Source organism: Actinosynnema sp. NPDC059797 (assembly GCF_042732085.1).
In the GTDB taxonomy this organism is placed as follows: Bacteria; Actinomycetota; Actinomycetes; order Mycobacteriales; family Pseudonocardiaceae; genus Actinosynnema.
Genome location: NZ_JBHWIE010000122.1, coordinates 1 through 20179, shown reverse-complemented (window position 1 = coordinate 20179; position 20179 = coordinate 1). Strand labels below are relative to the sequence as shown.

The following is a 20179-nucleotide window of genomic DNA, read 5'->3' as shown; positions in this document are numbered from 1 at the left end:
GCGCACCCCCATCCGGGGTGCGCCGCCGACGCGTGTTCGAAGCGCCGGAGCGTGGGCACCCTGCGGTCATGTCCGATACCGCGATCGCACACCCCGGCCTGACCGACGACGTCCGCCCGACCCCCGACCACGGCGAGGCGACCTACAAGGGTTCCGGCAGGCTGACCGGCAAACGGGCCGTGATCACCGGCGGCGACTCCGGCATCGGCCGGGCCGTCGCCCTCGCGTTCGCGCGCGAAGGCGCGGACGTGCTCATCTCCTACCTGCCCGCCGAGGAGAAGGACGCCCGCGACACCGCGCGGCTCGTCGAGGACGCCGGCCGCAAGGCCGTCACCGTCCCCGGCGACCTGGTCGAGGAGGCGCAGTGCGCGGCCGTGGTGGCCCGCGCGGTCGAGGAGTTCGGCGGCATCGACGTGCTGGTCAGCAACGCCGCGCACCAGATGGCCCAGGAGAACGGCCTGCTCGACATCACCACCGAGCAGTTCGACCGGGTGCTGAAGACGAACCTCTACGCCATGTTCTGGCTGTGCAAGGCGGCCGTGCCGCACATGGGCGAGGGTTCGACGATCATCACCACGTCGTCCATCCAGGCGTTCCAGCCGTCGCCGCAGCTCCTCGACTACGCCACCACCAAGGCGGGCATCGTCAACTTCACCAAGGGCCTGGCGCAGAACCTGGCCGAGAAGAAGATCCGGGTGAACTCCGTCGCGCCCGGTCCGATCTGGACGCCGCTCATCCCGGCCACCATGCCGCCCGAGGCGGTGGAGAGCTTCGGCGAGGACACGCCGCTGGGGCGCGCCGGGCAGCCCGCCGAGCTGGCCCCGCTGTACGTGTTCCTGGCGTCCGACGAGTCGAGCTACATCACCGGCGAGGTCGTCGGCGTGACCGGCGGGAAGCCCATCGTCTGACCCCGGAGGGACGAAACCGCAGGTCAGGAGGCCGTTAAAAATCTTGAAGAAAAATCCGGGTCGGTGTCGAAATCCCGTTCCGCCCGTTCGTCGCGGTAGTAGGGGCCAGGATGTACCGGCTGGACGAACCGAACGGAGAAGACGATGCGTTTCATGGTGATCGTGAAGGCGACCGCGGAGACCGAGGCCGGCGCCATGCCGTCCGAGGCGGAGCTGGTCGAGATGGCCGCCTTCAACGAGGAGCTGGTCAAGGCCGGCGTGCTGCTGGCCGGCGAGGGCCTGCACCCCAGCTCGAAGGGCGCGCGGGTCTACTTCTCCGGTGACCGGCGCACCGTGGTGGACGGCCCGTTCACCGAGACCAAGGAGCTGATCGCGGGGTTCTGGCTGCTGGAGGTGAAGTCGCTGGAGGAGGCCGTCGAGTGGGTCAAGCGCGTGCCGAACCCCACCGGCTCGGAGTCCCAGATCGAGATCCGCCAGGTCTTCAGCTCCGAGGACTTCGAGAACGCGCCGCAGGAGCTGATCGACCGCGAGAACGAGCTGCGGGCCGAGCTGGGGGAGCGCGCCAAGGGCTGACGGGCCGCCCCGTCCCACCCCGCCTTGCCGACGCGCGTCGGTAGCTGATCTGATCCCGGGTCGTGATGGCTACCGACGCGCGTCGTGCCGTTGAGGCGGTGTGGCGGATGGAGTCCGCCCGCCTCATCGCCGGCCTGGCGCGGCTGGTGCGGGACGTGGGGCTCGCCGAGGAACTGGCCCAGGACGCGCTGGTCAGCGCCCTGGAGCAGTGGCCGGAGACCGGCGTGCCGCGCAACCCCGGCGCGTGGCTGATGACCGCCGCCAAGAACCGCGGCATCGACCTCATCCGCCGCTCCCAGAACTACCGGCGCAAGCTGGAGGAGATCGGCCGCGACACGGAGCACGACCACGCGCCGGACGCGGGCGCGGGCGTCGGCGACATCGACGACGACCTGCTGCGCCTGGTGTTCACCGCCTGCCACCCCGTGCTGTCCACCGAGGCGCAGGTCGCGCTGACCCTGCGGATGCTGGGCGGCCTGACCACCGCCGAGATCGCCCGCGCGTTCCTGGTGCCCGAGGCGACCGTCGCCCAGCGGATCGTGCGGGCGAAGAAGACCCTGGCCAAGGCGGGCGTCCCGTTCGAGGTCCCGGCGGAGGACGAGCGGGACGCGCGCCTGGCGTCCGTGCTCGGCGTGATCTACCTGATCTTCAACGAGGGCTACTCGGCCAGCTCGGGCGACGACTGGATGCGCCCCGCGCTGTGCGAGGACGCGCTGCGGCTGGGCCGCGTGCTGGCGGGCCTGGCGCCGCGCGAACCCGAGGTGCACGGGCTGGTCGCGCTGATGGAGATCCAGGCCTCCCGGTCCCGGGCCCGCGTCGGCCCGAACGGCGAACCCGTGCTGCTGCTGGACCAGGACCGGGCCCGGTGGGACCAGCTCCTGATCCGGCGCGGGCTGGCCGCGCTGGAACGGGCCGAGTCGGTGCCCGGACCGCGCGGCCCGTACACCCTCCAGGCCGCCATCGCCGCCTGCCACGCGCGGGCACGCGTGCCCGAGGACACCGACTGGACCCGGATCGCGGGCCTGTACGAGACGTTGGCGCTGGTCACGCCGTCGCCGGTGGTGGCGCTGAACCACGCGGTGGCGATCGGCATGGCGTTCGGCCCGGCGGTGGGGCTGGAGCTGGTGGACGAACTGGTGGAGGAGCCCGCGCTGCGGGACTACCACCTGCTGCCCAGCGTGCGCGGCGACCTGCTGGTCAAGCTGGGCAGGACCGCCGAGGCGCAGGTGGAGTTCGAGCGGGCCGCCGGCCTGACCCGCAACGAGCGCGAGCGCCGGCTCCTGCTCGACCGCGCCGCCGCCTGCTGAGGACCTCTGGCATGGTGGACCCAGGGGTTCACATGACGCACACCAGGCTGGGCAGGCAGCGCGACTTCGTCCGCTTCTGGGCCGCGGACACCGTGTCGCTGGCCGGCACGCACGTCACCACGCTCGCGCTCAAGACGGTGGCCGTGCTGACGCTCGGCGCGTCCGCCACCGCCGCCGGCCTGCTGGAATCGGCCCGCTGGCTGCCGTACCTGCTGTTCGGCCTGGTCGCGGGCGTCCTGGTCGACCGCCGCCGGCGGCTGCCGCTGCTCATCGGCGCCGACCTGGCCCGCGCCGCCGTGCTGGCGCTGATCCCGCTCCTGGCGTTCACCGGCGTCCTCACCCTGCCGCTGCTCGCCGCGATCATCCTGGTCTTCGGCACCCTGTCGCTGTTCCACGACGCGGCGCACCAGTCGTTCCTGCCCCGCCTCGTGCCCACCGCGCAGCTCACCGACGCCAACGCCCGCATGGAGCAGACCAGGTCGGTCGCGCAGGGCCTCGGCCCGCTGGCGGGCGGCGCGCTCGTGAAGCTGGTCGGCGGGCCGCTCGCGTTCCTCGTCGACGCCGTCAGCTACCTCGGCTCCGCGCTGGTGCTGTCCCGGCTGAGGACCGTCGAACCCGCGCCCGTCCCGGCGGCGCGCGACCTGCGCGGCGAGATCCGCGACGGGGTGCGCTGGATCTACCGCCACCCCGTCCTGCGCCCGCTCGCGCTCGCCACGCACGCGTGGTTCCTCTTCGCGTCCATGATCGGCGCGGTCTACACCGTGTACGTGCTGGACGTGCTGGCGTTCGACCCGTTCCTGTTCGGCGTGACGTTCGCGGTCGGCGGGCTCGGCGGGGTGCTCGGCGCGTCGCTGTCCGTCCCGGCGGGACGGCGGTTCGGCGAGGGACCCGTGGTCCTCGCGGGCCGCTGGCTCGCACCGGCGGGCTACGCCCTGCTGCCGTTCGCCACACCCACCACCGGCGGTTTCGCGCTGCTGTGCGCCGCGCAGTTCGTGTTCTACTTCGCGCTCGGCGTGGAGGGCCCCGTGGAGATGGGCTACCAGCAGGCCATCACCCCCGACCACCTCCAGGGCCGCATGAACGCGACCAGGCGGTCGTTCAACCGGGCCATGATCGTGTTCGGCGCGCCGCTGGGCGGCCTGCTCGCGGACCTGCTCGGCATGGCGGAGGCCCTGTGGATCGCGGTGGCCGGCCTGGTCGCGCAGGCCGTGGCGATCACCTGCTCACCCGTCCGCACCGCCCGCCTCTGACCGTGGAGCTGCGCGCGGCCCGCCCCGCCGACCTGGACCGGCTGTCCCGGCTGGACGACTCGTTCACCACGGGCACCGTGTTCGAGGTGGACGCCGAACCCGACCGCCTCACCCTGCGCGCCGTCCCCGTCGACCCGCCCCTGACCAAGGTGTTCCCCCCGGACGACGAGCCGTGGGGCGAGGTGTTCGTCGCCGCCGAAGGGCCGCGGGTGCTCGGCTTCATCTCCCTGGAGGCGGTCGAGTGGCACCGCCGACTGGTCGTCCGGCAGCTCACCGTGGCGCCGGGCCACCGGGGCCGCGGCATCGGCCGGGCCCTGGTGGAACGGGCCGCCGCGCACGGCCGCGCCCTGGGCCTGCGCACGCTGTGGCTGGAGACGTCGACCGCGAACGCACCCGCCGTGCACGCCTACCGCCGAATGGGCTTCACCCTGTGCGGCCTGGACACCACCTTCTACCGAGGCACCCCGGCAGAAGGCGAAACGGCCCTGTTCTTCGCCCAGGACCTCTAGCCCCCTGCCCCCTTCTCTCCCCTCCCCCTCTCCCCCTACAGAACGTGCCCCCTCAACAGAACGTGGCCGCCGGCAAATCCCCCTTCAGGTAAGCGCCGGGCGGCACCCCCATCACGGCGCGGAACTCGGCGTTCAGGTGCGCCTGGTCGAAGTACCCCAACTCGGCCGCCACCCGCGCCCACCCCCCGCTCCTACCGCGCGCCACCGCCCGCCGCACCCGATCCACCCGCGCGAACCTCTTGGGCGACAACCCGACCGCCCTGGTGAACACCGTCCGCAACTGCCGCTCGCTGACGTGCAGCGCCCGCGCCGTCTCCGCCACACCACGCGTGCGCAACGACCGCGCCGCCGCGAGCACCAACTCGGACGGCCCCGGGTCGACCGAGGCGACCCGCTCCAGCACGACCGAGGCCAACGCGACCTCCAACAGTCCCCCCGCCCTCGCCCCCACCGGCTCCGCCGCCATCCCCAGCACCTCGGGCAAGCCGGGCAACCCACCCCGGGGCCACAACTCACCCAGCGGCACCACCTGGTTGAGCAGCTCGTCCACCCGCACGTCCAGCAGGGCCTGCGCCCGCCCCGGCGTCAACCGCACCGCGGTCCGCCGCGCCTCGCGGGCGGTGTAGTAGCGGGCGGTGTCCCGCGGCCCGACGACGTGCGCGCCCTCCGACGCCGAGCACAGCACGATGGTCGTGGCCGTGTCGGGCGCGTGCACGTACGTGTCGTCGGCGAAGGTCCGGGTGGCGATGCCGGTCACCCAGGGTCGCAGTCGCTCGTCCACACGGTCCACAACCGCCGGAATCTCCAAGAACTTCCCACCCCGCCACCGCGAAGCTGATCGCATGATCGTCATCGCCGGTGCCACGGGCACCATCGGCCGCGAAGTGGTCCACCTGCTCACCACCCGCACCACCCCGTTCCGCGCCCTCTCCCGCACCCCCACCCTCTCCGCTCCCCCACCTCCCCCAATCTCTCCCCCACGCTCTCCCCTTCCCCTTCCCCCTCCTCCCTCTCCCCCTCCCTCTCCCTCGATCCCTCCCCTTCCCCCTCCCGGCAGCTGGGTACGGGGCGACCACACCGACCCGGCCTCCCTGGACGCCGCGTTCACGGGCGCGTCGGCGCTGTTCCTGCTGGGCCCTGGCACCGACGTGATGCCCGCCTACGACCGGGCCCTGCTGGACGCGGCGGAACGGGCGGGCATCAGGCGCGTGGTGAAGCTGTCCGTGATGCCGGTCGGCCCGATCACCGAGCTGCACCGACCGGGCGAGGAGAGGACCAGGACCTTCCCCGAGTGGACCGTGCTGCGCCCCAGCCTGTTCGCGTCGAACTCGCTCCAGTGGGCGCCGCTGATCGCCGCCGGCGAGCCGGTGCCCAACCCCATGGGCGAGGTCGAACTGGGCGTCGTGGATCCGCGCGACGTGGCGGAGGTGGCGGTGGCGGCGCTGACCGGCGACCACCACGGGCGGACCTACACCCTGACCGGCCCGGAACTCCTCAGCACCCCCGCACAAGCCGCCATCCTGTCCCGGGTCCTGAACCGCCAAGTGTCCACAGTAGACATACCCCTGGAGTCCCTGGACCCGAACCTGGCCAAAGCCGTAGCCGCCGTCCGAACCGGCGAGGGCTCCATCACGACCACCCACGTACCCGACATCCTGGGCCGCCCGGCCCGCGACTACACCACCTGGGCCCGCGACCGCTACCCCACGACCTGACCACTCAACTCACAGCTCCCGACCGTACGACACAGCGGTCCGGAACGTACGACTCGCAACACCGGACCGGAGGACACGCGCGAACCCCGCGCGTGTCCTCCACTCCGACACCGCGTGTCCTCCACCCGGACACCGCGAGTCGTACGTTCAGAACACGCGAGTCGTACACCCGACACCGGCGAGTCGTACGTTCCGACCGCGCGAGTCGTACGCTCCCGACCCGCGAGTCATGCGCTCCGGTCGCGCGAGTCATGCGCTCCCAACCCGCGAGTCATGCGTTCAAAGCTCGCGAGTCATGCGTTCCGGACCCGCGTGTCATGCGCTCCGGTCGCGCGAGTCATGCGCTCCGGTCGCGCGAGTCATGCGGTCGGGACCGGCGAGTCATGCGGTCCGGGCCGGTGAGTCGTGCGTTGGGGGCGGGGAGTTCTGCGGTTGGGGTGGGATTGCCCGTCTCAACAGCCTTCTTCAACACCCCCCGCGCCGCTACGCTGCTGAGTCGTGGCACCAGCAGCGACCCGCGGAGCCGCGCGCGCCGTGCGCTGCGGCGCGGTCGGGCTGTCCACCGGTCTGCTGGCCGTCCTCGCCCACGCCGGGGGTGGCGGTCACCTGCCGTCCTTACCGCACCTGCTCGTGTTCGCGCTGGCCATCGGCTGGACGTGCCTCCCGCTGACCGACCGCCAGCTCGGCTTCGGCGAGCTGCTCGGCCTGGTCGGCGCGGTGCAGGTGGCCGCGCACGTCTTCCTCGTCGTCCTCTCCCACGACCCGCGCGCGCTGGTGCCCGCGCCCGCCATGCTGCTCGGCCACGCCCTGGCCACGGCGATCGTCATCTCCGCCCTCGCGGGCTTCGAGCAGGCCGTGTTCCGGCTGGCCGCCGCCGTGGCGGCCGTGCTGCCGCGCAGGCTGAGCCCGCCGCCCGCGGTCGCGCCGCTGCGCATCCCCATCGCCGCCCACCCGCCGCAGCCGCTGGCGGAGGTGCTGCGCCGCCGCACGGTGCCGCGCCGCGGCCCGCCCGTCTCCTAGGTAGCCCCCTCTTCACACCACCGCCCCTGCCGAGCGGTGGCGTCTCCCGTACCTAGGAGTTCCCCCATGACCGAGTCCTGGCGCGGCCTCGTGCTGCGCTTCCACTTCTACGCGGGCGTGCTGGTGGGCCCGTTCGTGCTGATCGCCGCCCTGACCGGCGTGCTCTACGCCGCGACACCGCAACTGGAGTCGTGGATCTACAAGGACCACCTGCGCGTGCCCGCGTCCGAGCAGACCGTGCCGCTCTCCCAGCAGGTGAAGGCCGCGCAGGAAGCCCTGCCCGGCCGTGACTGGGTCGCGGTCCGCCCCTCGCCCGAGCCCGGCGCCACCACGCGCGTGCTGTTCGCGGGCGACGGCGACGCGCGGCCCACGGTGTTCGTCGACCCCGGCACCGGGACCGTCGTCGGCACCCTCGACACCTACGGCACCAGCGGCGTCCTGCCGCTGCGCACCACGATCGACACCATCCACCGCAACCTGCTGCTCGGCGAACCCGGCCGCCTCTACAGCGAGCTGGCGGCGTCCTGGCTGTGGGTGGTCGCGCTGGGCGGCGTGTTCCTGTGGTTCAGCCGTCGCCGCGCGCAGCGCCTCAAGCCCACGACCAAGCGGCACGCCACGCTCGGCCTGTGGGTGCTGGTGGGCGCGTTGTTCCTGTCCGCGACCGGCCTGACCTGGTCCACCTACGCCGGTGAGAACGTCGCCGACCTGCGCAAGGCGCTGAACTGGTCCACGCCCGCCCTCGGTCCCGGCGACCACGCGGGCCACGACATGAGCAACCCCATCCCGGTGTTCCCCGGCGAAGTGGACTCCATCCTGAAGACCGCCCGCGAGTCCGGTGACATCGACGCGGCCAACATCGAGATCACCGTGCCGGAGATGGCCGGGATGCCGTGGCACGTCACCGAGATCGAACGCGGCTGGCCCACGCAGGTCGACGCGATCTCCATCGTGTACGGCGAGGTCGCGGAGACGGTGCGGTTCAGCGACTACCCGCTGGCCGCGAAGCTGGCCAGGTGGGGCATCGACGCGCACATGGGCGTGCTGTTCGGCTGGCCCAACCAGCTCCTGCTGCTCGCGCTCGGGCTGGGCCTGGTGACGCTGGTCGTGCTCGGCTACCGGGTGTGGTGGCTGCGCCGGCCGACGCGCGGGTTCGGCAGGCCGGTGCCGCGCGGCCAGTGGCGGAAGGTGCCTCGGGCGCAGTTGGCGGTCGTGGCGGTGGTGGCCGTGGCGGTCGGCTGGTTCGTGCCGCTGTTCGGGTTGTCCCTGCTGGCGTTCCTGGCCGTCGACGTGCTGCTGGGCAACAAGCGCCAGAAGACCGACGAGCGGCAGGAGGAGCCCGAGTCCGAGCCGGTCTGAGGTCGGGGCCGGGTCGGGCTGAGGTCAGGTCAGGCTGAGGTGAGGCCGGGCTGAGGTCGGGTCGGGCTGAGGTGAGGCCGGGGGCCGGCGGTCCCGGGGCGAAATTTCGGCGACGGCCGGGCCGTCGGCGGCTAGGTTGGCGTCGTGCCGTTCCGTTGACGCCCCTTGCCGCCCCCGGCCCGGCCGCTGGCCCGCCTCGCGGTGGGTTGGGCGGCGCTGGCCGACACCGTGCCGATCTACCCGCTGTACGCGCTGCTGTTCGCCGACGCCGGGCTGTCGGACGTCGAGGTCTCCGCCCTGTTCGCGATCTGGTCCGCGGTCGGGGTGGTGGCGGAGGTGCCGTTCGGCGCGTTCGCGGACCGGTTCTCCCGCCGCTGGTCGGTCGTCGCCGCCGGCGTGTGCCAGGCCGCCGGGTACGCCCTGTGGCTGACCGCGCCCGGCTTCACCGGTTTCGCCCTGGGCTTCGCGCTGTGGGGCGTGGGCGGGGCGATGTCCTCCGGCGCGCTGGAAGCCCTCCTGCACGACGGGCTCGTCGCGGTCGGCGCGGGGTCGGCGTTCGGGCGGGTGCTGGGCCGCGTCACCGCGGTCGGTCTGCTGGCCCAGCTCCCGGCCGCGGTGCTGGCCACCGCCCTGTTCGCGGCCGGCGGCTTCGCCCTGGCGGGCTGGGTGAGCGTGGCGACGTGCCTGGCCGCGGCCCTCGTCGCGACCCGGCTGCCGGAGACGCCCCGCCCCGAGCCGGAGAGCTACCTGGCCGTGCTGCGGTCGGGCCTGTCCGAGACGGCGCGCACGCCCGGCGTGCGGTCGGCCGTGCTGCTGGTGGCGGCGTTGGCGGCCGTCGACGCGTTCGAGGAGTACTTCCCGCTGGTCGCGCGTGACTGGCACGTGCCCGTGGCGTGGGTGCCCCTGACCATCCTGGTAATCCCCCTGGCCGGTGCGGCGGGTGCGGCTTGGGGTGGTTCGCGGTGGGGTGACCGGTCGAGTGAGCGGTGGGGTGACCGGTCGGGCGTGAGGCCGGGGGTGGCGCTGGGGGGCGTTGCTGGGTGGCGCGGCGGTGGTGCTGGCCGTGGCGGGGCTGGTCGGGCACCCGGCGGGCCTGGCGGCGGTGGCCCTGTTCTACGCCGCGTACCGGCTGGTGTGGGTGGTCGCGGAGGCCCGGTTGCAGGAGCGGATCACCGGTGACGCGCGGGCCACGGTGACGTCGGTGGCCGGGCTGGGCAGCGACGTGTTCTCGATGGGCGTGTACGGGGCGTGGATCGGGGGCGGGGTGAGCGGCGTGGCTCTGGTGGTGCTGGTGGTGGCGCTGCTCCTGCCGCACGTGCTGGGTCGGGGAGCGCGAGCGGCCTGAACCGGAGGCTGGCGCTCCCCTCGCGTCACGCCCCGGCCAGCCCCTGCACCTCCTCGTAGCCCGGCACGTCGTCGAGACCGCGCCCGCCGTCGCGCACGGCCAGCGCCGTCCGGACCGCCGCGCCCAGTGCGGCCCGGAACGGCAGCGACCCGGTGCTGACCCGCCGCACCCCCAGGTCCCGCAACCGGTCCAGCTCCCGCGAGCGGCCCGCTTCCCTCGGATGGCCCGGCTCCCGCACCCCGCCCACGTCACCCCGCGCCAGCACGTTCACCGGCACCGGGACCGCCGCCACCACCTCCGCGATCCCCCTCTCGTCCCACAGCCCCGGCACGAACACCCCGTCCGCACCCGCGTCCACGTACCGCCGGGCCCGGTCGACCGTGCTGCCCAGGTCCACGCCGAGCCAGTGCGCGTCGACCCGGGCGTTGACGAACAGGCCGGGCGCGGCCTCCTTGAACGCCCGCACCACCGCCGCGTGCCCGGCCGGGTCGGCGAGCCGGTCGCCCCGCCCGTCCTCCACGTTCACCCCGGCCACGCCCAGCTCGTGCAGCTCGGCGGCCAGCTCGCGCACGTTACCGCCGAACCCGGCCTCGACGTCCACCGTGACCGGCACGGGCAGCCGCACCAGCAGGCGGGCCAGCGCCACCGTCGCCTCCCGCGCCAACCCCGCCGCGTCCGGCAGTCCGTGCGCCGCCGCCACGCCGAGGCTGGTCGTGCCCACGGCCGGGAACCCGGCCCGCACGAACGCGGCCGCCGACGCGAAGTCCCAGGCGTTGGGCAGGACCAGGAGGTCGTCGTGCAGCCGGTGGAACAGCCGCGCGCCCTCCGCCAGCGCCAACGCGTGCGCGCGGCCGGGGCAGGCGTGCCGCCCGGCGCCGAACTCCGCGCCGCGCAGGTCCACCTCCACCACCTCGCCGCCGGGCGCGACGCGCCACGTCACCGGCACCGGCGGCTCGTGGCCCGCGATCAACGCCCGGGTGGCCGTGCACGCCTGCACCAGCAGCCCGACGCGGTTGGCCGTCTCCTCGTCCCACACCCCGCCGAACGCCGCGACCAGCCGCGCCACCGCCGCGTCGGCCTCCGGGTCCACCGGCACGTGCGGCTGGTAGCAGCGGGCCACCGCGGTCACGTCCCGCGTCACCGCGCGGGGCGCGCCCAGCGCCTCGGCCAGCACCGCCACCGGGTCGCCGGGCCGCCGCAGGACCGCCGGGTCCAGCCCGGACAACACCCGGGCGACGATCCCCCGCCGCCGCTCGTGGTCGGCGCCCTCGCTGAACCGCACGACCCGCGACCTCAACCAGGCCACCCCGGTCGCACCCCCGACCCCCACCCCTGCCCTTGCTCCCACCCCTGCCCTTGCTCCCGCCCTTGTCCCTGCCCCCGCCCCTGTTCGCGTTCCCTCTTCCACTCCACCCGCGCTCACCGATGGCACGACGTAGGCGTCATCCAGCAGCACTCCGTGATCCACCACGGCGCCACCGTAGATCCGCGTCACTTCGGTGGGCGCCGAACCGTCCACCGGCCACAATGGCGCCCGTGGCAGCCGACGAACTAGCGGACCTGGCCGGCCTCCTGGCCGACCGCAGCCGCGCGAGGTTCCTGCTGGCCCTGATGGACGGCCGCGCGTGGACGGCCGGCGAACTGGCCGCCGAGGCTGGGGTCGCGCCGTCCACCGCGAGCGAGCACCTGACCCGCCTGATCGACGGAGGGTTGCTGGTCGAGCGCAGGCAGGGCAGGCACCGCTACGTCCAGCTGGCAGGCCCCGACCAGGCCCGGCTGCTGGAGGGCCTGCTCGCCTACCTGGGCCCGGCGCAGCCCGCGGGCACCCTGCGCGCGGTCACCGCCGACCAGGCCCTGCGCCGGGGCCGCACCTGCTACGACCACCTCGCGGGCCGCCTGGGCGTGGGCATCACCGACGCCATGACCGACCGCGGCCTGCTGACCGACTCGTGCACGGTGACCGACGAGGGCCTGGCCTGGTTCGCCGACCTCGGGTTCCGGCCGACTGCTCGTCGTGCGCCGGCCAGGGCGTGCCTGGACTGGACGGAGCGCCGCTCCCACCTGGCGGGGGCGGCGGGCGCGTACCTGTGCGCCCACCTGCGCGAGCGGGGCTGGGTGCGCGGGGTGGGCAGCGGTCGGGCAGTCCGGCTCACGCCTGCCGGGGAGGCAGGTCTGCGTGACCTGCTCGGTGTGCCAACGCCCTGACCTGCTCAACCCGGTCAACCTTTCAACCCGGTCAACCCGCCCCGAGCAACCCGCTCAGCCCACTCGACCGCTCGGCTCGCTGTGACCCCGCTCCCCTTCGCATCGCACCATCAGCACCGCACCGCGTCATCAACACCGCATCGTCCCGCCATCGCATTGCCCCGCCACCGCACCTCCACCGCATCGCCCCCGCCGCGCCGCCTCCATATTTCCGGCAACGTTCGAGGCGTTGACATTGATCCCGAGGCCGGGGCTCCTGACACGTACGTGTCGTCTTCACCGGCTTCGGGCCGGCTCACGGCCACGTCCCGCAGGCGACCGGCGGGCGTTCAAGATCTACCACTCGTCGTCGGGGGGGTGCCACTTGGTGAGGCGGGCGTCTGGGGGAAGAGGCGGTCGGGGAAGAGGCCGGTCAGCGGTACTCGGCCGCGAGCCTCCGGGCCTTCTCGAACGCCACGTGGTGGTCGCCGAAGTACCCCCACGGCCACCTCGCCGGCCGCTCGCCACCCTCGGCGACGTGCCGGGCCAGCCTCGCCGCGTCCTCCGGCTTCAGCCCCGCCACGTCCGCCACCGAGTTGTAGTACGCGGCGAACACCTGGTTGGCCCGGATCCACCGGGCGTGGGACCGCTCCGCCCCGCCCCCGGCCAGCAGCCGGTCCGACGCCGCCGCCACCTCGGCCCGCACGGGCCGCCGCGCCGGGTAGTCCATGGCCCGCCACCTCCGGAACACGCCGGGGGCGGTGCTCTCGTGCAGGTGGACCTCGATGTGGGCCGCGGGCACGAGGGCGAGCAGGGGGTGGCCGTTCGGCAGGTCTACGACCCTCTCGCGGGCGAAGGCGAGCATCTGCTCGTGGCTGCCGTACCACTTGGCGGCCAGGCCCTGGAGCCTGCGCTCGTGGGCGGAGACCAGGTCGGGCGCCCGCGCGACCACGCCGGCGAAGACCTCCCCGCCTTCGCCTTCGCGTTCGGGCGCGCCCAGGGCGCAGTTCATGAGCGCGCTCCACGGCGCCGCGTCGTGCGGTGCGGCTTCGGCGGCGCGGGTCAGCGCTTCGCGGGCCCGGCTGATGAGGTCGACGAACCGTTCGAGCTGCTCTTCGGACGTGTGCTCGGCGTACAGGGCGCCCCTGGCCCACCACGCGGCCGCGTTGAGGGCGCTGCCGAGGAGCAGGAGGCGGTCGGGTTCGTGCTCCGCCGTGACGTCCAGGTCGGTGAGGACTTCCTGGCCGGCTTGTCCCAGCACCTCGACGCGCAGGTCGCGCAGGTCGGGTGGGGCGTCGCGGGCGAGGAGGGCGAGGGCGGGCGCGATGTCGCCGACGACGAGGGCGCGGGCGGCGTGCTCCAGGTCGGGGTCGCGCCACGCGAGGTCGACGTGCGGGGGCAGGTCAGCTTGCACGGGTCCGGTCTCTCCTCAGCGCGCCGGCCACTTCGGGAGCCACGAGGGGTTGTTCGCGGGCGCCACGTCGACCAGCAGGCAGGTGATGTTGTCCGGTCCGCCGCGCTCGTTGGCCGCCGCGATGAGGGCGCGCACGGTGTCGTCGCCGTCGGGGTCGGTGGTGAGCAGGGTGGCGATCTCGGCGGCGGAGACCACGTCGGACAGGCCGTCGGAGCAGAGCAGGTAGCGGTCGCCTTCCCGGACGTCGTGGAAGAACAGGTCCGGGTCGTGCGCGCTGCCGGCTTGGAGGGCGCGCATGAGCATGGACCGGCCGGGGTGCTCGTCGGCTTGTTCGGCGGACATGCGCCCGTCGTCGACGAGGGCCTGGACCATGGTGTGGTCGCGGGTGACCTGGGTGAGTTCGCCGTCGCGGACGAGGTAGCAGCGGGAGTCCCCGATGTGCCCGACGGCGAACCGCTCGCCGTCCCACAGCAGCGCGGTGAGCGTGGTGCCCATGCCGCGCATGTCGAAGTTCTCCTCGGCCAGGTCGGTGAGCCGGACCGCGATCTGCCGGGCCGCTTCGGACAGGGCGCCGAGCGGGTCGTCGGTGTCGGTGTCCAGTTCGGCCAGCACCCCGACCGCGATCGAGCTGGCCACTTCGCCGTACGCGTGACCGCCCATGCCGTCGGCCACGGCGAACAGGCGCTCGCTGTAGTACACCGAGTCCTCGTTCGCTTCACGGCGCAGGCCGGGGTCGGTGCCGACGGCGTACCGGAGCGCATACATGCCGGATAGTGAATCACCCGCACGGGTGCCCGTGAGCAGGGCATCTCCAAAAAGGGTCAGCGGGGCCGGCCGTAGAACTCGCTCAGGACGAGCATGGCGGCTCCCGCGGCGACCACGTCGTCACCCAGGGGGGTGATGGACACGTCCACCGGGAGCCATTCGTCCTCGGGGAGGCGGGCGCGGACGCCGTCGAGGTAGGCGGTGGGGTTGGCGAGGACGGCGCGGCCCGCGAGGACGACGTGGTCGATGTCGAGGAGCTGCACGAGGCCGGCCACGGCGACGCCGACGACGGAGGTGGCTTCGACCAGGTCGCCGCGGGCGGCGGCGTGGTTGTGGAGGGCTTCGACGCAGCCGGTGCGCCCGCAGACGCAGCGGGGGCCGTCCAGGTGGAGGGTGGTGTGGCCGTACTCGCCGGCGTTGGTGCGGACGCCGCGGTGGACGCGCCCGTCGAGGAGCATGCCGACGCCGAGGCCGGTGCCGACGAGGACGAGGACGGCGTCGCGCAGTTCCTCGCCGCGCCGCCACGCTTCGGCGACCACGGCGGTGTTGGTGTCCTTGTCGAGGACGACCGGCAGGTTCAGGCGTTCTTCGGCCCAGGAGCGGAGCGGCACGTCGTGCCAGGCGGTGAGGCCGGTGGGGTCGTGGACGACGCCGGTGCGGTGGTCGAGCGGTCCGACGAAGCCGATGCCGACGCCGATGAGGCGGTCGCTGCGGAGGCCGTCGACGAGGCGGGTCAGCTCGGCGACGAAGGTGGGCGGGTCGAAGTCGGGGGGCAGGGGCGCCACGGCGCGGTCGAGGACGGTGCCGGCGAGGTCGGTGAGGACGACGCGCAGTTCGTCGCGTTCGACCTGGGCGCCGAGGGCGAGCCTGCTGTCGGCGACGAGTTTGAGCAGGGTGCGGGGTTTGCCGACGCCGACGTTGCGGGTGCCGGATTCGACGAGGAGGCCGTCGCCGATGAGCCTGCCGACGACCTTGGACACCGCCTGCGGGGTGAGGCCGCTGCGCTCGGCCAGTTCGACCCTGGTCACCGCGCCGGACCGGGCCAGGCCCAGCACCACCGCGTCGTTGTATCCCCGCAGGAAGCGCAAGTTGGGCACGGGGCCATCATGGCACGCCTGGCTATTACTACACAGTGTTGCTTTAATGGGTTCATGCCTCTACGCACCGGACTCCTCGGCTACGGCGTCGCCGGCCGGGTGTTCCACGCGCCGCTGCTCGCCGCCACCCCCGGCGTGGAGCTGGCCGCGATCGTCACCGCCGACCCCGGGCGCCGCGCGCGGGCCGCCGCCGAGCACCCCGGCGCGACCCTGCTCGACACCTCCGACGAGCTGTTCGCCCTGGACCTCGACCTGGTCGTGGTCGCCTCGCCGAACCGCACGCACGTGCCGCTCGCGCTGGCGGCCGTGGAGGCGGGCGTGCCGGTCGTGGTGGACAAGCCGTTCGCGCCGACGTCCGCCGACGCCCGGCGCGTGGTCCGGGCGGCCGACTACCGGGGCGTGCCGCTGACGGTGTTCCAGAACCGGCGGTGGGACAGCGACTTCCTGGCGGTCCGGTCCCTGGTCGCCGACGGGTCGCTGGGCGAGGTCGCGCGGTTCGAGTCGCGGTTCGAGCGGTGGGCCCCGGAGGTCGGGGACAACTGGCGCGAGCTGGGCGCCCCCGAGGAGGCGGGCGGCCTGCTGTACGACCTGGGCGCGCACCTGGTCGACCAGGCGCTGGAGCTGTTCGGCCCGGTGGCCACGGCCTACTGCGAGCTGGACGCGCGCCGGGCGGGCGCGGTCGTGGACGACGACGTGTTCGTGGCGTTGACGCACGTCAACGGGGTTCGCTCGCACCTGTGGGCGAGTTCGGCCGCGCCGCACCACGGGCCGCGCTTCCGCGTGCTCGGCTCGGCCGCCGCCTACGTGTCGCACGGGCTGGACCGGCAGGAGGAGGCCCTGGCCGCCGGCAAGCCGTTCGACGATTTGTCGACAATCGGTCGGCTCGGGGTGCTGGAGGGGGCCGAGGACGTCGTCGCGCCGCCCGGCGCCTACGGCGAGTTCTACCGCCTGCTGGTGGTGGCGTTGACCGAGGGCGGGCCGCTGCCCGTCGAACCGGGGTCCGCGGTGCGGGCGCTCGAGGTGATCGAGGCGGCGTTCGACTCCGCCCGGACCGGAAGGGTGGTGTCGCTGTGAGCCTGCTGGACGAACTGGCCGAGCAGGAGGCCAGGCTGGTGTTCACGTCGTTCGACAACGAGGTGGCGCTCGCCCTGGGCGCGTTCCTGCTGGACGCGGCCCGCGCGGCGGGGCTGCCCGTGACGATCTCGGTGCGGCGCGCCGGGCAGCGCCTGTTCCACGCGGCCCTGCCGGGCACGTCGGTGGACAACGACGCGTGGATCGACCGCAAGTCCCGCGTGGTCGACCGCTACGGGCAGAGCTCCTACCGGGTCGGCGAGAGCTTCCGGGCGCGGGGCCGGACGTTCGAGGCCGACTCCCGCCTGGACCCCGACCGCTACGCCGCGCACGGCGGCGTCTTTCCGGTGACCGTGGCCGGTGTCGGCGTGGTCGGCACGGTCGGCGTCTCCGGGCTGCCCCAGGCCGAGGATCACGCGTTCGTGGTGGAGCAGCTGGAGAAGTTCCTGGCCGGCCGCTGAACCGCGGCAGCCGAGCCCCGGCGGTGGCCGTCCGCCCCGGCCGCCGCCCTCCGCCGACCGGTGCCCCGCCCCCGGGCCCGGTCGGACGCGAGGGGGGCTTCCCCTGATCGGGAAGCCCCCCTCGCACCGGGCACCAGGCCCTACCGGTCTGCCCGGCTCGGCGCAGCGGTCAGCAGAACACCTCGTTCAGCAGCTCCTCCGCCCCGTTCACCGGCCCGGGGTCCGGCGCCGAGGTCACCGAGCCGGCCAGGCGCGTCCTGGTGTCCGGGGTGCTCATCAGCACGCTGGAGTAGCCGGGGATGCCGCCGCCGTGGCCCCACGTGGTCACGCCGCACGGCAGCTCCGTGGACTCGATGCCCAGGCCGTAGCCCTCCACGGTGGTCAGCAGCTCCCGCTGCTGCGCGGGCCGCAGCAGGCGGCCGTCCAGCAGCGCGTCGATGAACCGCTCCAGGTCCGCGGTCGTCGAGATCATCTCGCCGGCCGCCCAGGCGACGGACGGGTTCAGCTCGGTGATGTCCACGACCTGGCCGTTCACCCGCACGTAGCCGTGGGCGTGCGGTCCGGGCACCTCGACCCGCGTGCCCGGCACGGACGTGTCGCGCAGCCCGAGCGGGCGCAGGACGCGCTGCTCGACCGACCGGCCGTAGGGCTTGCCGGTGACCTTCTCGATCAGCAGCCCGGCCACGACGTAGTTGGTGTTGGAGTAGCTCCAGTCGGTGCCCGGCTCGAAGTCCAGCGGCCGGGCCGTGGACAGGGCGACCAGCTCGGCCGGCGTCCACGTCTTGTAGCGGATGGACTCGAACTCCGCCGGGTCCAGCGGCAGGGCCTCGGTGTAGTTGTAGAGGCCGCTGGTGTGCTGGAGCACGTGCCGCACGGTGATCCGGTCGCCGTCCGGCAGCAGGCCCGGCAGGTAGCGGGACACGGGCGCGTCCAGCTCCACCCGGCCCTCGCCGACGAGCTGGAGCACCACCGTCGAGACGAACGTCTTGGTGATGCTGCCGATCCGGAACCGGCCGTCGACCGGCACCGGGCGGGGCGAGCCGACCCGGGCCGTGCCGGAGCGCGCGGTGAACTCGCGCCGCCCGTCCACGACCCTGAACTGGGTCCCCTGCGCCCCGGTGGCCGCCATCTCGTCCAGCGCCCGCTGCACCACTTCGCGGTCGACCCGGTCGCCGCCCGGTGCGGCCACCGCCGTCCCGCCCGCGCCCACGACCGCCAAGCCCACCGCGGCGGCCAGGGCGATTCCCCTCTTGACCTTCAACGTGTCCTCCCTTGGACGTTGAGGGCACCCAGCCTGCCGCCCCGGCGACGCCGCGGCGTCACCCCACGGTGGTGATCGAAGTGCTACCGAAGTCGCACAACCCCCTAGTGGTCGGGTTCCGCGGAACCGATTCCGCGAGTACGATCACTACTCCGTTCGAGTGACACAAATGGTCTAGACCTTGACCGGTAAGTGGTCTGAACCACATGGTGACATCACCCTGCACTCCTTCCCTGACGAGGAGCACGATGTCCAAGATCCGATGGCATGTCACAGCGTTGTTCGTGGCGGTCGCCACGTTGGTGGTGGGGCTGGTCGTCGCGCCCGCGGCGAGCGGCGCGGGCGGCGTTTCGGCCACCTTCAGCAAGGGCTCGGACTGGGGCACGGGCTACGAGGGCAAGTTCACCATCCGCAACGGCGGCACCACCGCGCTGAGCACCTGGACCGTCGAGTTCGACCTGCCGGCCGGCCACCGGGTCAGCTCGATCTGGGACGGCTCGCAGACCACCAGCGGCCAGCGCGTGACGGTCAAGCCGACCTGGAACGGCAACGTGGGCGTCGGCGCCTCGGTCAGCTTCGGCTTCAACGTGAGCTACTCGGGCGCGTACTCCGCCCCGACCAACTGCAAGCTGAACGGCGCGTCGTGCGAGGCGGGCGGGGTCGACCCGACCAGCACCACGTCCACCACCAGCACCACGACGACGACCACCACCACGACCACGACGACCACCACGACGACGACCGGCAACCCGCAGCCGCCCGGTCGCATCAACCTGGGCTACTTCACCCAGTGGGGCGTCTACGGCCGCCAGTACTTCGTCAAGAACATCCACACCTCCGGCTCCGCCGCGAAGATGACGCACATCAACTACTCGTTCGGCAACGTGCAGAACGGGCAGTGCACCATCGGTGACGCCTACGCCGACTACGACATGGCCTACACCGCCGCGAACTCCGTCGACGGTGTCGGCGACACCTGGGACACCGGCGCCCTGCGCGGCAACTTCAACCAGCTGCGCAAGCTGAAGAAGATGTACCCGCACATCAAGGTGCTGTTCTCGTTCGGCGGCTGGACCTGGTCCGGCGGCTTCGGCCAGGCCGCGCAGAACCCGGCCGCGTTCGCCGAGTCCTGCTACAAGCTGGTCGAGGACCCGCGCTGGGCCGACGTGTTCGACGGCATCGACATCGACTGGGAGTACCCGAACGCCTGCGGCCTGACCTGCGACACCAGCGGCTTCGGCTCGTTCAAGACCCTCTCCCAGGCGCTGCGCAACCGCTTCGGCCAGAACTACCTGGTCACCGCGGCCATCACCGCCGACGGCTCCAACGGCGGCAAGATCGACGCGGCCGACTACGGCGGCGCGGCGCAGTACCTCGACTGGTACAACGTCATGACCTACGACTACTTCGGCGCCTGGGCGGCCAAGGGCCCGACGGCCCCGCACTCCCCGCTGACCTCGTACGCCGGCATCCCCACCCCCGGCTTCTACTCCGACGCCGCGATCCAGAAGCTGAAGAGCAAGGGCGTCCCGTCGTCCAAGCTGCTGCTGGGCATCGGCTTCTACGGCCGCGGCTGGACCGGCGTCACGCAGTCCGCCCCGGGCGGCACCGCCACCGGCGCCGCGCCCGGCACCTACGAGGCGGGCATCGAGGACTACAAGGTCCTCAAGACCAAGTGCCCGGCCAACGGCACCATCGCCGGCACCGCCTACGCGCACTGCGGCAACGAGTGGTGGAGCTACGACACCCCGGCCACCATCGGCGGCAAGATGTCCTACGCCAAGAGCCAGGGCCTCGGCGGCGCCTTCTTCTGGTCCCTCGACGGCGACACCAGCAACGGTGAACTGGTCACCGCCATCGCCAACGGCCTGAAGTAACCCGCACGCACCACCCCGGAAGGGCCCCGCAGGCGTACCCCCAGCGGGGGCCGTCCGGATCCCCAC

General features: G+C 73.3%; 20 protein-coding genes. 14 read left to right on the top strand and 6 right to left on the bottom strand.

Going from position 1 to position 20179, the window contains the following annotated elements:
* Positions 1-68: 68 nt before the first annotated feature.
* The 5 genes from ACFV4N_RS24400 to ACFV4N_RS24380 all read left to right on the top strand — a co-directional run bounded on the left by ACFV4N_RS24400 (position 69) and on the right by ACFV4N_RS24380 (position 4547).
* Positions 69-908 (top strand): SDR family oxidoreductase, encoded by an 840-nt coding sequence (locus ACFV4N_RS24400; RefSeq protein WP_499674903.1) that lies wholly within the window; start codon positions 69-71, stop codon positions 906-908.
* Positions 909-1052: 144 nt separating this feature from the next.
* On the top strand, positions 1053-1481 hold the full coding sequence (locus ACFV4N_RS24395; RefSeq protein ID WP_499674902.1) for a YciI family protein: 429 nt from the start codon (positions 1053-1055) through the stop codon (positions 1479-1481).
* Between the two features lie 107 nt (positions 1482-1588).
* Complete coding sequence (locus tag ACFV4N_RS24390) at positions 1589-2788, top strand: RNA polymerase sigma factor (protein ID WP_499674901.1); 1200 nt, start codon at positions 1589-1591, stop codon at positions 2786-2788.
* 32 nt (positions 2789-2820) lie between these two features.
* Positions 2821-4038, top strand: a complete 1218-nt coding sequence (locus ACFV4N_RS24385) for an MFS transporter (RefSeq protein ID WP_499674900.1) — start codon at positions 2821-2823, stop codon at positions 4036-4038.
* 2 nt (positions 4039-4040) lie between these two features.
* Positions 4041-4547: a GNAT family N-acetyltransferase gene (locus tag ACFV4N_RS24380; protein WP_499674899.1), complete on the top strand. Its 507-nt coding sequence runs from the start codon at positions 4041-4043 to the stop codon at positions 4545-4547.
* A gap of 52 nt (positions 4548-4599) precedes the next feature.
* On the opposite strand, the gene ACFV4N_RS24375 is transcribed toward ACFV4N_RS24380, so the two are convergent.
* The gene (locus ACFV4N_RS24375) at positions 4600-5328 is read right to left on the bottom strand and encodes a helix-turn-helix domain-containing protein (protein WP_499674898.1); all 729 of its coding nucleotides are present in this window, start codon (positions 5326-5328) and stop codon (positions 4600-4602) included.
* On the opposite strand from ACFV4N_RS24375, the gene ACFV4N_RS24370 reads away from it, so the two are divergent.
* The 5 genes from ACFV4N_RS24370 to ACFV4N_RS24350 all read left to right on the top strand — a co-directional run bounded on the left by ACFV4N_RS24370 (position 5234) and on the right by ACFV4N_RS24350 (position 9983).
* Entirely contained in the window at positions 5234-6262 is a 1029-nt protein-coding gene (locus tag ACFV4N_RS24370; protein ID WP_499674897.1) for an NAD(P)H-binding protein, read from the top strand. The genes ACFV4N_RS24375 and ACFV4N_RS24370 overlap by 95 nt on opposite strands.
* Positions 6263-6760: 498 nt before the next feature.
* The gene (locus ACFV4N_RS24365) at positions 6761-7282 is read left to right on the top strand and encodes a hypothetical protein (RefSeq protein ID WP_499674896.1); all 522 of its coding nucleotides are present in this window, start codon (positions 6761-6763) and stop codon (positions 7280-7282) included.
* A gap of 66 nt (positions 7283-7348) precedes the next feature.
* Positions 7349-8638, top strand: a complete 1290-nt coding sequence (locus ACFV4N_RS24360) for a PepSY-associated TM helix domain-containing protein (protein WP_499674895.1) — start codon at positions 7349-7351, stop codon at positions 8636-8638.
* 165 nt (positions 8639-8803) lie between these two features.
* Positions 8804-9817: an MFS transporter gene (locus ACFV4N_RS24355; protein WP_499674894.1), complete on the top strand. Its 1014-nt coding sequence runs from the start codon at positions 8804-8806 to the stop codon at positions 9815-9817.
* Entirely contained in the window at positions 9795-9983 is a 189-nt protein-coding gene (locus tag ACFV4N_RS24350; RefSeq protein WP_499674893.1) for a hypothetical protein, read from the top strand. Before ACFV4N_RS24355 ends, ACFV4N_RS24350 begins: the two co-directional genes overlap by 23 nt.
* Before the next feature lie 25 nt (positions 9984-10008).
* Here ACFV4N_RS24350 and ACFV4N_RS24345 read toward each other — a convergent pair whose 3' ends face one another.
* Complete coding sequence (locus tag ACFV4N_RS24345) at positions 10009-11289, bottom strand: isocitrate lyase/PEP mutase family protein (RefSeq protein WP_499674892.1); 1281 nt, start codon at positions 11287-11289, stop codon at positions 10009-10011.
* A 221-nt stretch (positions 11290-11510) separates the two neighbouring features.
* Between ACFV4N_RS24345 and ACFV4N_RS24340 the strand changes: the two genes are divergently transcribed.
* On the top strand, positions 11511-12188 hold the full coding sequence (locus tag ACFV4N_RS24340) for an ArsR/SmtB family transcription factor (RefSeq protein ID WP_499674891.1): 678 nt from the start codon (positions 11511-11513) through the stop codon (positions 12186-12188).
* 412 nt (positions 12189-12600) lie between these two features.
* Here ACFV4N_RS24340 and ACFV4N_RS24335 read toward each other — a convergent pair whose 3' ends face one another.
* The 3 genes from ACFV4N_RS24335 to ACFV4N_RS24325 are packed head-to-tail and all read right to left on the bottom strand — an operon-like array spanning position 12601 to position 15443.
* Positions 12601-13581 carry a hypothetical protein gene (locus tag ACFV4N_RS24335; RefSeq protein ID WP_499674890.1) on the bottom strand — a complete coding sequence of 327 codons (981 nt, stop codon included), beginning with the start codon at positions 13579-13581 and terminating at the stop codon, positions 12601-12603.
* Between the two features lie 15 nt (positions 13582-13596).
* Positions 13597-14346 carry a PP2C family protein-serine/threonine phosphatase gene (locus ACFV4N_RS24330; RefSeq protein WP_499674889.1) on the bottom strand — a complete coding sequence of 250 codons (750 nt, stop codon included), beginning with the start codon at positions 14344-14346 and terminating at the stop codon, positions 13597-13599.
* Positions 14347-14402: 56 nt separating this feature from the next.
* Positions 14403-15443, bottom strand: a complete 1041-nt coding sequence (locus ACFV4N_RS24325; protein ID WP_499674888.1) for an ROK family protein — start codon at positions 15441-15443, stop codon at positions 14403-14405.
* A 54-nt stretch (positions 15444-15497) separates the two neighbouring features.
* Between ACFV4N_RS24325 and ACFV4N_RS24320 the strand changes: the two genes are divergently transcribed.
* Positions 15498-16517 carry a Gfo/Idh/MocA family protein gene (locus tag ACFV4N_RS24320; RefSeq protein WP_499674887.1) on the top strand — a complete coding sequence of 340 codons (1020 nt, stop codon included), beginning with the start codon at positions 15498-15500 and terminating at the stop codon, positions 16515-16517.
* On the top strand, positions 16514-16975 hold the full coding sequence (locus ACFV4N_RS24315) for a heme-degrading domain-containing protein (RefSeq protein ID WP_499674886.1): 462 nt from the start codon (positions 16514-16516) through the stop codon (positions 16973-16975). The genes ACFV4N_RS24320 and ACFV4N_RS24315 overlap by 4 nt, the downstream gene beginning before the upstream one ends.
* A 169-nt stretch (positions 16976-17144) precedes the next feature.
* Here ACFV4N_RS24315 and ACFV4N_RS24310 read toward each other — a convergent pair whose 3' ends face one another.
* A complete protein-coding gene (locus ACFV4N_RS24310; RefSeq protein WP_499674885.1) occupies positions 17145-18236 on the bottom strand; it encodes a serine hydrolase domain-containing protein in 1092 nt (363 codons plus the stop codon).
* Between the two features lie 248 nt (positions 18237-18484).
* Between ACFV4N_RS24310 and ACFV4N_RS24305 the strand changes: the two genes are divergently transcribed.
* A complete protein-coding gene (locus tag ACFV4N_RS24305) occupies positions 18485-20113 on the top strand; it encodes a glycosyl hydrolase family 18 protein (RefSeq protein WP_499674884.1) in 1629 nt (542 codons plus the stop codon).
* Positions 20114-20179: the final 66 nt, after the last annotated feature.